The following is a 13,856-nucleotide window of genomic DNA, read 5'->3' on the forward strand; positions in this document are numbered from 1 at the left end:
TTATAAGGTCGCGGCCTTAGGCGGCCGCCTTGGCCCGGGCGGCCTCGCAGGCCTTTTCGAGCTTGGCGATGGCCTCGGACGCTTCCTCGACCGTCAGGTTCAGCGGCGGCAGCAGGCGCACGCAGTTGTCGCCGCCGCCGGCGATCAGCAGCTTCTCGTCGCGGGCCAGGACCATGAACTCGCGATTGTTCGGCACGACCTTGACGCCGATCAGCAGGCCCTTGCCGCGGATATCGACGATGACGTCCGGGAAGCGGTCCTTCAGGCCGTTCAGCTGCTGGGTGAAGAAGCCGGCGACGGTCTTCACGTTGTCCAGGATCTCCGGCGTGTTGATCGTGTCGAACGCCGCCGTGCCCACGGCCATGGCCAGCGGGTTGCCGCCGTAGGTCGAGCCGTGCGTGCCGGGCTGCATGCCCTTGGCCGCCTCGGTGGTGGCCAGGCACGCGCCGACCGGGAAGCCGCCGCCCAGGGCCTTGGCCACGCACATGATGTCCGGGACGGCGTCGTCGGCCCACTCGTGGGCGAACAGCTTGCCGGTCCGGCCCATGCCGCTCTGCACCTCGTCCAGGATCAGCAGGACGCCGGCGTCGCGGGTGATCTGGCGCAGCTCGTTCAGCTGGGCGTCGGTCAGGGCGCGGGCCCCGCCCTCGCCCTGGACGGGCTCGATGATCACCCCGGCCGTGGTCGAACCGATGGCGGCCTTCAGGGCGTCCCAGTCGCCGAACGGCAGCTGGATGTAGCCCGGCAGGCGCGGGCCGAAGCCGTCCAGATAGCCGGCGTTGCCCGAGGCGTTGACCGCCGCGTACGAGCGGCCGTGGAACGAGCCGTCGAAGCCGATGATGTCGACCCGCTCGGGCTGGCCGTTGACCACGTGGTAGCGGCGGACGGCCTTCAGGGCGCACTCGATCGCCTCGGTGCCCGAATTGGTGAAGAACACCACGTCGGCGAAGGTGGCCGCGCACAGCTTGTCGGCCAGCACTTCCTGCTCGGGGATCGTGTAGATGTTGGAGACGTGCCAGAGCTTTTCGCCCTGGGTCTTCAGCGCGTCGACCAGAACGGGGTGGGCGTGGCCCAGGCCGCAGGTGGCGATGCCCGCCACGCAGTCCAGGTAGTCCTCGCCGGTGGTCGAGGTCAGTCGCGCGCCTCGGCCTCGCTCGAACGCCAGCGGGGCGCGGTTGTAGACGCCCATGATGTGGTGTTGCGCGGGGTTAGACGACGTCGACGTGCTCAAGACGGCCTCCCAAAAAGGAAAGAAGCCCCCGTGCTCAAAAGCACGGGGACCGGAAGGCCAAGCGTTGTCGGCGTGTAACCGGGCGCTGTCAACAAAGCGGCCGTGAATTTTGGGTGTCAGGGACCGCCAAGCCACACTGTTCGCGGTCACATGGCGGATCGGGGCGGATCGACCGGTTGAAGCGCGCGCGTCCAGGCCTTACCCCTTTGGGCGCTCGGGGGAGCCCTGTTCAGGAGATTGTCCATGAAGCCCTTCGCGCCCGCCCTCCTCGCCCTGACCATCCTGACCGCATGCGCCGGCGCCTCCGGAACCGCCCCGTCCGGGCCGTCCAGCGCGGCGGTCACCGGCCAGGTGGTCTGGCGCGAACGGATCATGCTGCCGCCCCAGACCAAGGTGATCGTGCGCCTGCAGGACGTCAGCCTGGCCGACGCCCCCGCCAAGGTCATCGCCGAGGCGGTGATCCCGGCCCAGACCCCGCCGGTCGCCTTCTCGCTGGGCTACGACCCGGCCAAGATCGCGCCCACGGCCCGCATCGCGGTCTCGGCCCGGGTCGAGGTCGACGGCCGGCTGCGGTTCATCAACGACACCCACATCCCGGTGATCAACGGCGGACCGACCGAGGGGGTGGAGGTGCTGGTGAAGGGAGTCGCGCCCTAAACCCAAGAACCGCTCATCCCGGCGAATGCCGGGATCCAGATGGAATAGCGGTATGGTGGGTTCCTTGAGCTCAGAGCCCGTCCAGCCAACCTCAAAGCCATAGGATCTGGGTCCCGGCTTTCGCCGGGATGAGCGGATCAAGGAAAGCAAAAACGGCCGCCCCTTGCGGCCGTCTCGTCAAACGCTCTGGCTGCGACCTAGCTCTTCAGCCGGTATCCAGTCCGGAACAGGCCCCAGCACCACAGGAACAGGCCGATCGACAGGACGGCCGTCACCACCGCCCCGACCGCCACCGAACCATCGGCATGGCCGATGAAGCCGTAGCGGAAGCCGTCGATCAGATAGAAGAACGGGTTGAAGTGGCTGGCCGAGCGGAACGGCTCGGGCAGCTTGTCGACCAGGTAGAAGGTGCCCGACAGGAAGGTCATGGGCATGATCAGGAAGTTGGTCACGGCCGCCAGCTGGTCGAACTTCTCGGCCCACAGGCCCGCCAGCACGCCGGCCAGGCCCAGGATGATCGAGGCGCCGACCGAGAAATAGACAATCGCCCACAGGTGGCTGATCTGCAGGCCCGCGCCCGGCAGCACGCCGATGACCAGGGCGGTGACCGCCCCCACCACGATGCCGCGCGTCGCCGCGCCCAGGCCGAAGGCCGAGACCTGCTCCAGCGGGGTCAGCGGCGGGGTCAGGAAGTCGGGCGTCAGGCCCATCATCTTGGCCTGGATCAGCGACGAGGACGAATTGGCGAAGGCGTTGTTGAGGATCGCCATCATGATCAGGCCCGGCGCCACGAAGTGGCCGAAGGTCACGCCTTCCACCGCCGGCCGGCTGCCGCCCACCGCCACCACGAACACCAGCATGTAGAGCAGCGTCGTCACAACCGGGGCGGCGACCGTCTGGGTGCCGACCTTCCAGAACCGGCGGATCTCGCGCTGGTACAGGGTGAAGAACCCGCTCCAGTTCCAGCCGTGATAGTCGCGCGGCTGCGGCGGGATGACGTCGGACGTCATGTCTTTCATGGGGGGTCTCGGATCCAGAACGCCTCGAAGGCGTCCGCGGGGGCCGCCACGGGCCAGCATGTGCGCCCGGGCTCGCCGGAGCGCAAGGCGCGTTCCGGAAGAATCAAGATATAGTTCCTGTGGACGAACGCCTTACAGCCTATTGTGCGTTTTAACGCATTCTTTACACTATCTAGTAGGTCAGCCGCCGGCGGGGCGGTCTGTACACCAGATATAGAGGCCATGGCGAGTCGGGGAAACCCGTCGTGGCCCCTTTTAGGCGGAGATGGGCTATGAGCTGGACTGACGAACGCGTCACCACCCTGAAGAAGCTTTGGCTGGACGGCCTTTCGGCCAGTCAGATCGCCAAACAGCTGGGCGGCGTCACGCGCAACGCCGTGATCGGCAAGGTGCACCGCCTGGGCCTGTCGGGCCGCGCGGCCCCCTCGCAACCGGCGCGACCGGCCTTCAAGGCCCCGCGTCCGGCGCGTCCGGCCGCCACCACGATGCCCTCGGCCCCGCGCCGGGTGATCGCCGCCGAGCCGGCGCCGCTGCCGGCCGTGGCCCAGCAGCCGTCGGTCCCGGCGTTCCGCGCCGAGGAGCCGGGCTCGGCCACCGTGCTGACCCTGGGCGCCCACATGTGCAAGTGGCCGATCGGCGATCCGTCGGCCGACGGTTTCACCTTCTGCGGCCGCCGGTCGTCGGAAGGCCCCTATTGCGGCGAACACGCCCGCATCGCCTACCAGCCGCAGCAGACCAAGAAGAAGGCCGGCGCCACCGAACTGGCCCGCTCCCTGCGCCGCTACATCTAGTTTCTCACCTCCGTGGGGCCGCCCACGGTCCTGGAAGCTCGGGCTTCCGGACGTGGGATGCCGGAGTCGGCGGTAGATATCCACGCGCCCAAGTCCTCATGAGGAAAGCGCGGCGGGGATTTCGGCCTCACGGCGAGGAACTGGAAAAGATCCCGGACGGCTGAGGGGCCGCTCCGGGATTTTTGCTTTTTGGGCCATTGATCGACAACGCCTGCATCGGGTCTGCACCACGCTCGCCCACGTTGGACCGATCCCGGCGACCGCTTGGCCGGACGGAGCGCGCCCATGCCCAACCGTGTCGCCCGTGCGGCCCTTCTGTCAGTCGCCTCGGTCGTGCTGGCCAGCTGCGGCGAGATCGCGATGTCGGACGCCGACCGCGCCTTCGACGCGGCCTTCTCGGCGGCCCTGGCGCACGGGGGTCCCATCGATCTCATGCGGCTGGAGCCGGGCCCCTGGTCCCGGGTCTGCGCCATCGGCGAAGCCCGGCCGGCCGAGATGATGCCCGACGAGAAGCCTCGCCCGGGCGAACGCGCCTTCGACGCGCTGATCGACGCGCCGTTCCTGGCGCCGGGCCAGGCCGGCGGCGGCGCCCTGGCCTTCAGCCATCCCGACGGCGTGGAGGTCCGCCCCTTGTCGGGCCTGACCATCAACATGGGCTCGGCGATCAACCGCTGCGTCACGCGCCGGCAGGCCGTCCTCGTCGCCTCGCCGGACGTCGGCTGGCGGTTCCGCGACGGAGACCAGTTCTGACGGGGACATGCCCTCGGGCGTGTCCCCAGGTTTCGCACCGAGCCAAGCGGTTGGGGACACGCGCGAGCGCATGTCCCCGTCACTGCGGCGGACAAGCCGCTGATATCCCTGCGCTAAATCTTTATTCCCCGCAGGGTTTCCAGGCGGCCGCATAATCGTCCCACCTCGACGCGGGAAAGGGCGCATGGCCAGCGACCGATGCGGCGGCGGGGGGCGATCGAGCGGGAAGCTCCTTCGGCGGTCCGAAAGGATCAAACCCCATCCATCTGGTGCCGGCTGGGCTCGGAACACGGATACAGCGTTGGATGGGGGCCGGTTGAGCAGCAGGCGGGCGATGAGACGCTCGCGGTCCGGGACCGGGGATCGTTGACCCAGCCCGCCCGCCGGAGGCTTCAAGGCGGCGAGGTTCCAATAGAACTCAGCGCCGTCGCGCTTCCGGATAACGACCGCGCGGAGCGATCGGGCTTCGTCGAAACGGTATTCTTTTTCAAACTCCGGACGATGTCCGGCGCTCCGCAGCCCTTTCCATCAGCTCACAGCCATTGGCGTGGGATCACACCCCCTTGCCCCCACCTGGCGGCTTCGCCGCCTGTCCGCCCCCGTAGGGGGCGGAGCCGCCTGCGCGAGGCTCTTCCCCCTCCGGGGGAAGACGACCGCGAAGCGGTCCGTAGGGGGCAAGTGCTGACCGCGCCAAGCCAACCCATTTCACACCCAACCCCAAACCGTCCTATCTAATCCCCCATGACCGACGTCGCCGCGCCCGATTCCAACGCCCAGGCCTATTCCGTCTCGGAACTGGCCTTCGCCCTGAAGCGCACGCTGGAAGACCGCTACAGCTTCGTGCGGCTGCGCGGCGAGCTTTCCAAGGTCACCCACCACTCCAACGGCCACGTCTACCTAACCATCAAGGACGACAAGGCCGCCATCGACGGCGTGGTCTGGAAGGGCAATGTCCGCCAGCTGCAGATCCGGCCCGAGCACGGGCTGGAGGTCATCGTCACCGGCAAGATCACCACCTATCCCGCCGGTTCGCGCTACCAGATCGTCATCGAGACCATGGAGGCCGCCGGGGTCGGCGCACTGCTCGCCCAGCTGGAGCGGCTGAAGGCCAAGCTGCATGCCGAGGGCCTGTTCGCGGCGGACCGCAAGCGTCCCCTGCCCTCGATGCCGGCCGTGGTCGGGGTGATCACCAGCCCGACCGGGGCGGTGATCCGTGACATTCTCCATCGCATCCGCGACCGCTGGCCCTGCCGGGTTCTGGTCTGGCCCTGCGTGGTCCAGGGCGACGCCGCCGCCGGCCAGGTCAGCGCCGCCATCCGCGGCTTCAACGCCATCGCGCCGGGCGGGCCGGTGCCGCGTCCCGACATCCTGATCGTCGCCCGGGGCGGCGGCTCGGTCGAGGACCTGTGGGCCTTCAACGACGAGGGCCTGGCCCGCACCGTGGCCGAGGGGACGATCCCGCTGATCTCGGCCGTCGGCCACGAGACCGACACCACCCTGATCGACTTCGTCTCCGACCGCCGCGCGCCGACCCCGACCGCCGCCGCCGAGATGGCCACGCCCGTCCTGGCCGAGCTGCGGGCCCTGGTCAGCGACTACGACCGCCGCCTGAACACCTGCGGCGGCCGCGTGATCGAGGAGCGCCGCACCCGCCTGATCAGCGCCGCGCGCGGCCTGCCCCGTCCCGCCGACCTGCTGGCCCTGGCCCAGCAGCGCCTGGACCTGGCCGTGCGCGGCCTGCCGCGCCTGGACGACCTGACCGCCCCGGCCGAGCGCCGCTTCAAGGAGGTCGCCGCCCGCCTGGACGCGGCCCTGCAGCGCAACACCGACATCCACGCCCGCGACCTCCTGAAGGTCACCGCGCGCCTCTCGCCCGACACCCTGCACCGCCAGCGCGCCGACTGCGGGCGACGGGTCCAGGACCTGGGCCGGCGCCTGGACCTGGCGGCGGCCCGCGTTCCCGAGCGCGTGGCCCAGCACGCCCGCCTTCCGGCCCTGCAGGAGCGGCTCAACGCCGTGGCCAAGCGGCGGCTGGAGCGCGAGACCGACCGCCTGGTCGCCCTGGACAAGCTGCGAGTGTCGCTGAACCCCGAGCGCCCGCTGGAGCTGGGCTTCGCCCTGGTCCGCAAGGCCGACGGCACGATCGCCCGCTCGGCCGCCGAACTGACCAGCGGCGAACGCGTGAACCTGAAGTTCAAGGCCGGCGACCGCGATGCGGTGATCGACGGCGAAGGCGGGACGCCCGTCCCGCCCGCGCCCGTCGCCGCGCCGCCGCCGCGTCCGGCGCCCAAGCCGAAGACCCCGCCGCCGTCGTCCGATCAGGGCAGCCTGTTTTGACCTCGCGCGGGACCGCCTCCCTGTTCCCCGGACCCCAACTGGCGTAAAAGAGCCTCATGAACGCGTTCGATCCCAATCTCGGCAAGGCCGGCGGCCCGGCCACCCTGCACTACGGCGACGGCGAATTCGCCGTCCTGAGCCCCGGCCAGTTCGTGCTGTGCGCGGTCACGGGCGCCCGGGTGTCGCTGGACGCCCTGCGCTACTGGAGCCCCGAACTGCAGGAAGCCTATGCGGGCCCGACCGAGGCCCTGAAACGCTGGCAGGAGAGCCGGGGCTGAACCGCCGCGCCGCGCTCGTCCGCCTGACGGCCGGCGCGACCGGCCTCCTCCTCGCGTCGCCCCTGGCGTCGATTGCGCGCGCCGCCGCGCCCGGCCTGACCCTGTCGGGCCGCTTCGTGCAGGGCGGCGCGGTCGTGGGCCATACCGCGCCCCGCGCCACGGTGCTGCTGAACGGCGCGCCGGCCACCCAGGCCTCGGCCGACGGCTGGTTCGTGATCGGCTTCGACCGCGACGCCCCGCCCCCGGCCCTGATCACGGTCGAGACCCCGGACGGCTCGGCCAACCACCAGGCGACGATCGCGCCGGGGACCTTCGACATCCAGCGCATCGACGGTCTGGCCCAGGACCAGGTCGCGCCCAGCGATCCGGCCCTGCTGGCCCGCATCGCCGCCGAGGGGCAGCGCAAGGCGGTCGGCTTCGCCAGCCGGATCGACGCCGACTATTTCCGCACCGGCTTCATCTGGCCGGTCCAGGCCACGCGGCGCTCGTCCAGCTTCGGCGGCCAGCGCATCCTGAACGGCGAGCCCAAGCGTCCGCACTACGGCGTCGACCTGGCCGCCCCGGTCGGAACGCCGGTCGTGGCCCCAGCCGCCGGGGTCGTCAGCTTCGCCGAGACGGGCCTGCACTTCGAGGGCGGGCTGATCCTGATCGACCACGGCCAGGGCCTGATCACCGCCTATCTGCACCTGTCGCGCATCGACGTGGCCGCCGGCCAGGCCGTGGCCCAGGGCCAGCGGATCGGCGCCGTGGGCCAGGAGGGCCGCGCCACCGGCCCGCACCTCTGCTGGCGGATGAAATGGCGCGACCAGAACCTGGACCCGTCCCTGCTGGTGGGCCTGATGGCTGGCAAGCCGCAACCACACGCTTAACGAGACTTCCGATTGCAAAATTCGCCTGTCAGGGGATCGACAGGCCGTTAACTGTACAGTATCCCCCCGCCATCCCCTTTTTCCGCGATGGAGGCTTCACTCGCATGTCGGCGACGCTTGAGCAGCTGCGCTTCCTGCTGGTGGACGACAACCATCACATGCGGACCATCGTCTCGACGATCCTCAAGGGCGTCGGCGTGCGGCACGTCTTCGAGGCCATGGACGGCGCCGAGGCCCTGCAGGTGGTCCGCGACCACCAGATCGACATCGCCATCGTCGACTTCCGCATGTCGCCCCTGGACGGCGTACAGTTCACCCAGCTGGTCCGCCAGTCGCCCGACAGCTCCGACCCGTTCCTGCCGATCATCATGCTGACCGGCTTCGCCGAGCGGCACCGCGTGTTCGAGGCCCGCGACGCCGGGGTGACCGAGATCGTCGTCAAGCCGGTCACGGCCCGCTCGCTGCTGGACCGCATCAACACGGTGATCTTCAAGCCCCGGCCGTTCATCCGCATCGAGGACTATTTCGGCCCCTGCCGCCGCCGCCGCGATGACCCCACCTATGACGGCCCGCGCCGCCGGGGCAACGAGCGGATGCTGGAGCTCTGATCCTCCCCCTTGGGGAGGTGTCGGCAAAGCCGACGGAGGGGGGCTCAGTCGCCCCGCGCCGCCAGTTCGGCGTAGACCTCGTTCGGCCAGCGGCGGTGGACCCAGAACCATTCCTCGGGCCGTTCGCGGATGCGCTCTTCCATGAAGGCGTTGACCAGCCTGACCCCCGCCTCGATGTCGGCGGTGCGGTCGCCGGTGTTGGGCAGGTGGATCGGGTCGTGGACCACCGCCCGGAAGCGCGCGCCCTTGGTGCGCTGCACCGACATCGGCTGCAGCACCGTGCCGAAACGAAGCGCCAGGCGCGAAGGCCCGGGCGCGGTGCGCACCGGATGGCCGAAGAACAGGCCCTCGACCCCGGTGTTGAACTTCTGGTCGTTCATCAGCGCGACCGACTTGCCCTGCTTCATGCCCTCGAGCAGCTCGCGCGCGCCGTCGCCGCCCTTGGGCGCGAACAGCCGCACGCCGTAGCGGAAGCGGCTGGCCTTGATGCGTTCGTCGACATACGGATTGTTGGCGGCGCGATAGGTCATCTCGCAGACGACCCCGGAATCCACGATGGCCGCGGGCATCACCTCCCAGTTCGACAGGTGTCCCGAAACGAAGACGACCGGGACCTTCTCGGCGGCGATCTGGAACAGGCGTTCCTGGTTGACCACCTCGACCCGGCCCGTGGACGGGAGGATCTTGTCCATCAGCGGGAACTCGGCGAACGTCCGGCCTAGGCCGTCCCATTGCGCCTTGAGCATGGCCGCGCGCCAGGCGTCGTCCTTGTCGGGAAAGGCCAGCTTCAGATTGCGCGTCGCCACCTTGTGGGCGCCGCTCAAGGGCCCGACCGTCCGGCCCAGCCAGCCGCCGAACGCCGAAGCGGCGTCAACGCCGAGCAGGCGCACCAGGCCGATGAAGAGGTCGAAACCCAGCGCCTCAGCGCGCCACAGAATATCCTGGCCCAGCGGCCGACGCTTATCCGACATGAACCCTTAGTAGCCTGCTTCGTGGACGAGTGGGACTCGCGGCGTGTGTCGGCGCGCGGGGTTCGCCCGGCACGCGACTTGCGGATGCCAACCCAGGCCGTTCCGTTCTGGGACGGAAACATGAAATCGGGGCGTCATCATGGGCAACGACATTGATGTTTATCTGGGCAAGCGATTGCGGCGTCGGCGCCGTCTGCTGGGCCTGACTCAACAACAGCTGGCCGGCACCGTCGGGGTGCGCTTCCAGCAGATCCAGAAGTACGAATGCGGCGCCAACCGCATCTCGGCCGCTCGCCTGTGGCAGCTGTCCGAGGCGCTGGAGGTTCCGGTCGGCTACTTCTACGACGGCCTGTCGGACCGTGCGATGAAGGAAACCGCCGCCGAGGCCGAAGGCGGCGAGATGTTCGCCCGCAAGGAGACGCTGGACCTGGTCCGCGCCTACTACCTGCTGGGCGAGCGTCCGCGTCGGCGCCTGCTGGACCTGGCCAAGTCGCTGAACGGCGGCGAGCCCATCGAAGCCTAGGATCGAGATCGTGAACGGTGGCGTCGAGTCGAAGGGCGGGCTAAATCCCGCCCTATGACCCTCGCCGCCGATCACCTCGCTCAACTCGACGCCTTCGTCGTCGACCTCAATCGCGCTTCGGCCGCGGCGATCCTGCCGCTGTTCCGGGCCGACCACGGGTTGGAGGACAAGGGCGCGGGCAAGAACCTGCCGCGCGACAGCCACGCCGCCTTCGACCCGGTGACCGAGGCCGACCGCGGCGCCGAGGCGGCGATCCGCAAGCTGATCGCCGAGCGCTATCCCGATCACGGCGTGATCGGCGAGGAATACGGCGAGGACCGCCCGGACGCCGAGTTCGTCTGGGTGCTGGACCCGATCGACGGCACGCGCGCCTTCATCTCGGGCCTGCCGCTCTGGACCACCCTGATCGGCCTTCGCCATCAGGGCCGCTCCGTGCTGGGTTCGATCGGCCAGCCCTATACGGGCGAGATCTTCATCGGCTCGGCCGCCGGTTCGCGCCTGCTGTCGCGGGGCGGCGAGCGGGCGATCCAGGTGCGCGAGTGCGCCGACCTGACCGACGCCGTCATCGCCACCACCGATCCCGAAGCCTGTTTCGACGGCGCCGAGCTGGGCGCCTGGCGGCAGGTGCGCGCCGCCGCCAAGCTGGCCCGCCTGGGCTGCGACGCCTACGCCTACGCCATGGTCGCCATGGGCAAGATGGACATGGTCATCGAGGCCGGCCTGAAATCGTGGGACGTCGAGGCGGCCATTCCGCTGATCGAGGGCGCGGGCGGGGTCGTCACCAACTGGCGCGGCGAGCCCATCGGCCCCGACGGCGGCCAGATGGTGATCTCCGGCGACCGCCGCTGCCTGGACGAGGCCCTGGTCAGTCTGAGACGTTCGGCGAAATAAGCGGCTCGCGCGGCGCGACCCGGTCGACGGTCTCGTCGAAGGCCCGCCAGAAGACCTCCCGGCGCGGATCGGTCTCGATCAGGATTTCGTGGAAGGCTCCCGGCACCTCCACATAGCGCCCGTTCGGAAGACGGGCGGCGATCCGTTGCTCGTCGACATTGAGCACGCGGTTGTCCAGTTCGGCGCCGACGATCGTCACGGGGATCGTGACGGTCTCCACCCTTCCCGCCCCCCGCAGCCAGGCGCAGGCCGAGATGGCGAAGTCCGCCCAGCCCCAGGTCATGCCGCCCAGGGCGATGCGTGGATCGGCGCGCAGCTGGGCCACGTAACGGTCGTACCGCGCCTCGTCGTGGGTCAGGGCGTCGCCGACGAAGGTCTGGGCCAGCGGATCGTAGCGCCCGCCCTGCACATAGGCGCCGGACAGGCCGACGCGCGACAGGGTCCAGGACAGGGGCGCGGCCACCCAAGGCGGCACGCCGGCCGTGTTCAGCCCCAGCATCGGCGCGGACAGGACCGCTGCCGAGAAACGCGTCTCGCCGTGGGCCAGGTCCAGCATGGCCAGGCAGCCGCCCATCGAATGGGCCAGAGCGATCCAGGGCTTGGGCAGTCGCGCCTCGAAGACGTCGAGCAGGGCCGTGTGGTCGGCGAGGAAGGTCTTGAAGCCCCGGGCGTGGCCCTTCAGGCGGTCGGGCAAGCCCCGGGCCGAAAGCCCCTGGCCGCGCCAGTCATGGACCAGCACCACGAAGCCGCGCGCCAGCAGGTCCTCGACGACCTCGAAATACTTCTCGATCGGCTCGCTGCGGCCCGGGCTGAGCACCACCGATCCCCGGGGATGACCCTCGGGCTGAAACAAGGCGGCGCGGAGGGTCGCCCCGTCCGCGCCGCTGAACCACTCTGCCTTTCCATGATCGGGGACCGGCGCCTCGGGAATCGAGACCAGCGACGCGGCGTCCCCCATGGATCAGCGCATCTTCGCGAAGAGAGCCGCCATCTTCGACTGCAGGGCCATGGCCGTGCCCATGTCCGACAGCTTCAGCTTGCCGGTCATGACCGCCATGGTCGGGTCCAGCGAGCCGGCGCCGATGGCCAGCAGGTCGTCCATCGACAGGGTCATGGTCAGGTCGGCGGGCTTGTCTTCGTTGGTCACCGAACCGCCATCGATGTGGATGACGCCGGCGTCCTTCAGGTCGAACTTCAGGCTCTTGCCCAGGCCGCTGTCGTCGCCGACGGCGCCTTTGATACGATCGGTGATTTCCTGCAACGTAGCCATGTGCGCGTCTCCCTCTGTGGCGCGTGGATTCTGGGCGGCACACTGGCCGCTGGATCGCGGCGAGTAAACACTGTTCAGACGCGCGGCCGGCTATTTCTTTGTGACAAAATAGTCCACCGCCGCCGGGGTTTTGGCCAAACGGACGCGGGACGCGCCCTTGAACTGGTCGGGCTGGAAAACGACGCCGCCCGCGCCGGCGGGCAACGGCTTGGAGCTTCCGTTGGGGAAGATCGCCACCCCGGAATCGACCGCCTTGAACGTCAGCCCGTCCATCTGCGGGGCCATCAGGGCCATGGGGCCGGCGGCCTTGCGGATGGTCCTGTTGGACTCCTCAACCGTGGCGACCAGCTCCCGCGCGTCGTATTCGGCGGCCGGCTTCAGCACCGGGTCGAGCAGCATGCTGGAGCCCAGCTTGGTGTCGGCCGGCACATCGAAGCCGACCTGGGCCTTGGCCTGCAGTTGGGCCAGGGTGGGCGTGCGCTCGAAGCGCCCTTCCCCGTCGATCGGCAGCGGAGTGCGCGCGCCGTTGGATTCGATCAGGGTCGCCTTGACGCCGTTCGCCCGCTTGCCGTCGCGCAGCAGGGCGTAGGACACCCTGATCCTGGACCGCTCGGCGGCCGGCACCTTCAGGAAGGCCTCCAGGAACGAGAAGACCTTGCCGGCGGGCGCGACCTTGCCCGCTTGGGCCGACGCCGCGGACGGGATCGCGGCCGCCAGGGCCAGGAAGACGAGAACCGAGGCGACGGCGCGCTTGCTCAGGCTCATTTGGGCTTCACGAACTTGAGGGTCATGCGGTCGCTCTCGCCGATGGCGTCGTACTTGGCGTGGTCGAAACCGGGCTCGGCCGGCTCGCCGCGCGGCGCCGACAGCCGGGTCGGCGGCAGGGTCCAGACGCCGAACGGATGGTCCTTGGTGTCCTTGGGATTGGCGTTGATCTCGCTTTCGCCCGCCAGGACGAAGCCGGCCTCCTTGGCCATCTCGATCACATAGGCCTGCTGCACGTAGCCGTCGGCGGCCAGCACGTCCTGCACCCGCCCTGGTTCGCCGCGATGCTCCTCGATCCCCAGCACGCCGCCGGGCTTCAAGGCGGTCAGGGCCTCGCGGAACGCCTTCTCGGCCAAGCCCGCGGCCATCCAGTTGTGCAGGTTGCGCAGGAACAGCACCAGGTCGGCCGAGCCGGCCGGCGCGACGGGACCGCTGGTCGGCCCGAACGCCGTGATCGTCACGTCGCCATAGACCTTCTTCTTGTCTGCCAGCTTGCGCTGATAGGCCTCGACCGCCGCCTTGGCGGCGGGGTCGTCCGGCAGGTCGGTCTGCAGCGAGGCGGCGTAGAGCTTGCCGCCGGTCGCGGCCAGATAGGGCGCCAGGATGTCGGTGTACCAGCCCGTGCCCGGCCAGAACTCGACCACGGTCTGGCCCGGCTTGAGCCCCCAGAACTCCAGGCTCTCGACGGGATGACGCCAGGCGTCCCGGGCCTTGTCGGCGGGCGAGCGCCAGTCGCCCTGGGTCGCGTCCTTCAGGGTCATGACCCCGGTCTTGGCCGCCGGCTTGGCGTCCTCGGGCTTGGCGGCCTTACGGCCGCATCCCGCCAGGCTCAGCGCCGCCGCGCCCGTCAGCAAGCCTCGTCGCGACCATCGAACTCTCGGACCCATGCCGCCACC

General features: G+C 69.7%; 16 protein-coding genes. 9 read left to right on the forward strand and 7 right to left on the reverse strand.

The annotated features are described in order from the left end of the window. Positions 1-16: 16 nt before the first annotated feature. The gene (locus BR39_RS0123570) at positions 17-1,231 is read right to left on the reverse strand and encodes an aspartate aminotransferase family protein (protein ID WP_029916800.1); all 1,215 of its coding nucleotides are present in this window, start codon (positions 1,229-1,231) and stop codon (positions 17-19) included. 243 nt (positions 1,232-1,474) lie between these two features. On the opposite strand from BR39_RS0123570, the gene BR39_RS0123575 reads away from it, so the two are divergent. Further along, on the forward strand, positions 1,475-1,888 hold the full coding sequence (locus tag BR39_RS0123575; protein ID WP_029916802.1) for a YbaY family lipoprotein: 414 nt from the start codon (positions 1,475-1,477) through the stop codon (positions 1,886-1,888). Between the two features lie 197 nt (positions 1,889-2,085). Here BR39_RS0123575 and BR39_RS0123580 read toward each other — a convergent pair whose 3' ends face one another. Further along, on the reverse strand, positions 2,086-2,907 hold the full coding sequence (locus BR39_RS0123580) for an ABC transporter permease (RefSeq protein ID WP_029916804.1): 822 nt from the start codon (positions 2,905-2,907) through the stop codon (positions 2,086-2,088). Positions 2,908-3,179: 272 nt separating this feature from the next. Between BR39_RS0123580 and BR39_RS0123585 the strand changes: the two genes are divergently transcribed. From BR39_RS0123585 to BR39_RS0123610, 6 genes are all read left to right on the forward strand, one after another. After that, a complete protein-coding gene (locus tag BR39_RS0123585) occupies positions 3,180-3,698 on the forward strand; it encodes a GcrA family cell cycle regulator (RefSeq protein WP_029916805.1) in 519 nt (172 codons plus the stop codon). A gap of 285 nt (positions 3,699-3,983) precedes the next feature. Next, the gene (locus tag BR39_RS0123590) at positions 3,984-4,448 is read left to right on the forward strand and encodes a hypothetical protein (RefSeq protein WP_029916807.1); all 465 of its coding nucleotides are present in this window, start codon (positions 3,984-3,986) and stop codon (positions 4,446-4,448) included. Between the two features lie 741 nt (positions 4,449-5,189). Beyond that, the gene (gene xseA, locus BR39_RS0123595) at positions 5,190-6,785 is read left to right on the forward strand and encodes an exodeoxyribonuclease VII large subunit (RefSeq protein WP_029916809.1); all 1,596 of its coding nucleotides are present in this window, start codon (positions 5,190-5,192) and stop codon (positions 6,783-6,785) included. A 56-nt stretch (positions 6,786-6,841) separates the two neighbouring features. Beyond that, positions 6,842-7,063, forward strand: a complete 222-nt coding sequence (locus BR39_RS0123600) for a DUF2093 domain-containing protein (protein WP_029916810.1) — start codon at positions 6,842-6,844, stop codon at positions 7,061-7,063. A 134-nt stretch (positions 7,064-7,197) separates the two neighbouring features. Further along, positions 7,198-7,932: a M23 family metallopeptidase gene (locus BR39_RS0123605; protein WP_369795678.1), complete on the forward strand. Its 735-nt coding sequence runs from the start codon at positions 7,198-7,200 to the stop codon at positions 7,930-7,932. A 104-nt stretch (positions 7,933-8,036) separates the two neighbouring features. Then, positions 8,037-8,540, forward strand: coding sequence for a response regulator (locus BR39_RS0123610; RefSeq protein WP_029916814.1), 504 nt, complete (start codon positions 8,037-8,039; stop codon positions 8,538-8,540). A 44-nt stretch (positions 8,541-8,584) separates the two neighbouring features. Here the strand turns inward: BR39_RS0123610 and BR39_RS0123615 are convergent, their stop codons facing one another. Continuing rightward, positions 8,585-9,511, reverse strand: a complete 927-nt coding sequence (locus BR39_RS0123615; RefSeq protein WP_029916816.1) for a lysophospholipid acyltransferase family protein — start codon at positions 9,509-9,511, stop codon at positions 8,585-8,587. 139 nt (positions 9,512-9,650) lie between these two features. Between BR39_RS0123615 and BR39_RS0123620 the strand changes: the two genes are divergently transcribed. Together BR39_RS0123620 and hisN are read left to right on the forward strand one after the other, a co-directional pair. Next, positions 9,651-10,034, forward strand: a complete 384-nt coding sequence (locus BR39_RS0123620) for a helix-turn-helix domain-containing protein (RefSeq protein WP_029916818.1) — start codon at positions 9,651-9,653, stop codon at positions 10,032-10,034. Between the two features lie 54 nt (positions 10,035-10,088). After that, a complete protein-coding gene (gene hisN / locus BR39_RS0123625) occupies positions 10,089-10,925 on the forward strand; it encodes a histidinol-phosphatase (protein WP_029916820.1) in 837 nt (278 codons plus the stop codon). Here the strand turns inward: hisN and BR39_RS0123630 are convergent. The 4 genes from BR39_RS0123630 to BR39_RS0123645 all read right to left on the reverse strand — a co-directional run bounded on the left by BR39_RS0123630 (position 10,900) and on the right by BR39_RS0123645 (position 13,847). Further along, positions 10,900-11,883 (reverse strand): alpha/beta fold hydrolase, encoded by a 984-nt coding sequence (locus tag BR39_RS0123630; RefSeq protein WP_029916821.1) that lies wholly within the window; start codon positions 11,881-11,883, stop codon positions 10,900-10,902. The two genes, hisN and BR39_RS0123630, sit on opposite strands and share 26 nt — an antisense overlap. Before the next feature lie 3 nt (positions 11,884-11,886). Next, positions 11,887-12,195 (reverse strand): SCP2 sterol-binding domain-containing protein, encoded by a 309-nt coding sequence (locus tag BR39_RS0123635; RefSeq protein WP_029916823.1) that lies wholly within the window; start codon positions 12,193-12,195, stop codon positions 11,887-11,889. A gap of 90 nt (positions 12,196-12,285) precedes the next feature. Then, positions 12,286-12,960, reverse strand: a complete 675-nt coding sequence (locus tag BR39_RS0123640; RefSeq protein WP_029916825.1) for a hypothetical protein — start codon at positions 12,958-12,960, stop codon at positions 12,286-12,288. Continuing rightward, positions 12,957-13,847 carry a class I SAM-dependent methyltransferase gene (locus tag BR39_RS0123645; protein WP_029916826.1) on the reverse strand — a complete coding sequence of 297 codons (891 nt, stop codon included), beginning with the start codon at positions 13,845-13,847 and terminating at the stop codon, positions 12,957-12,959. Before BR39_RS0123645 ends, BR39_RS0123640 begins: the two co-directional genes overlap by 4 nt. Between the last annotated feature and the right edge of the window lie 9 nt (positions 13,848-13,856).

The organism is Caulobacter sp. UNC358MFTsu5.1 (genome assembly GCF_000712075.1).
Classification (GTDB): Bacteria; Pseudomonadota; Alphaproteobacteria; order Caulobacterales; family Caulobacteraceae; genus Caulobacter.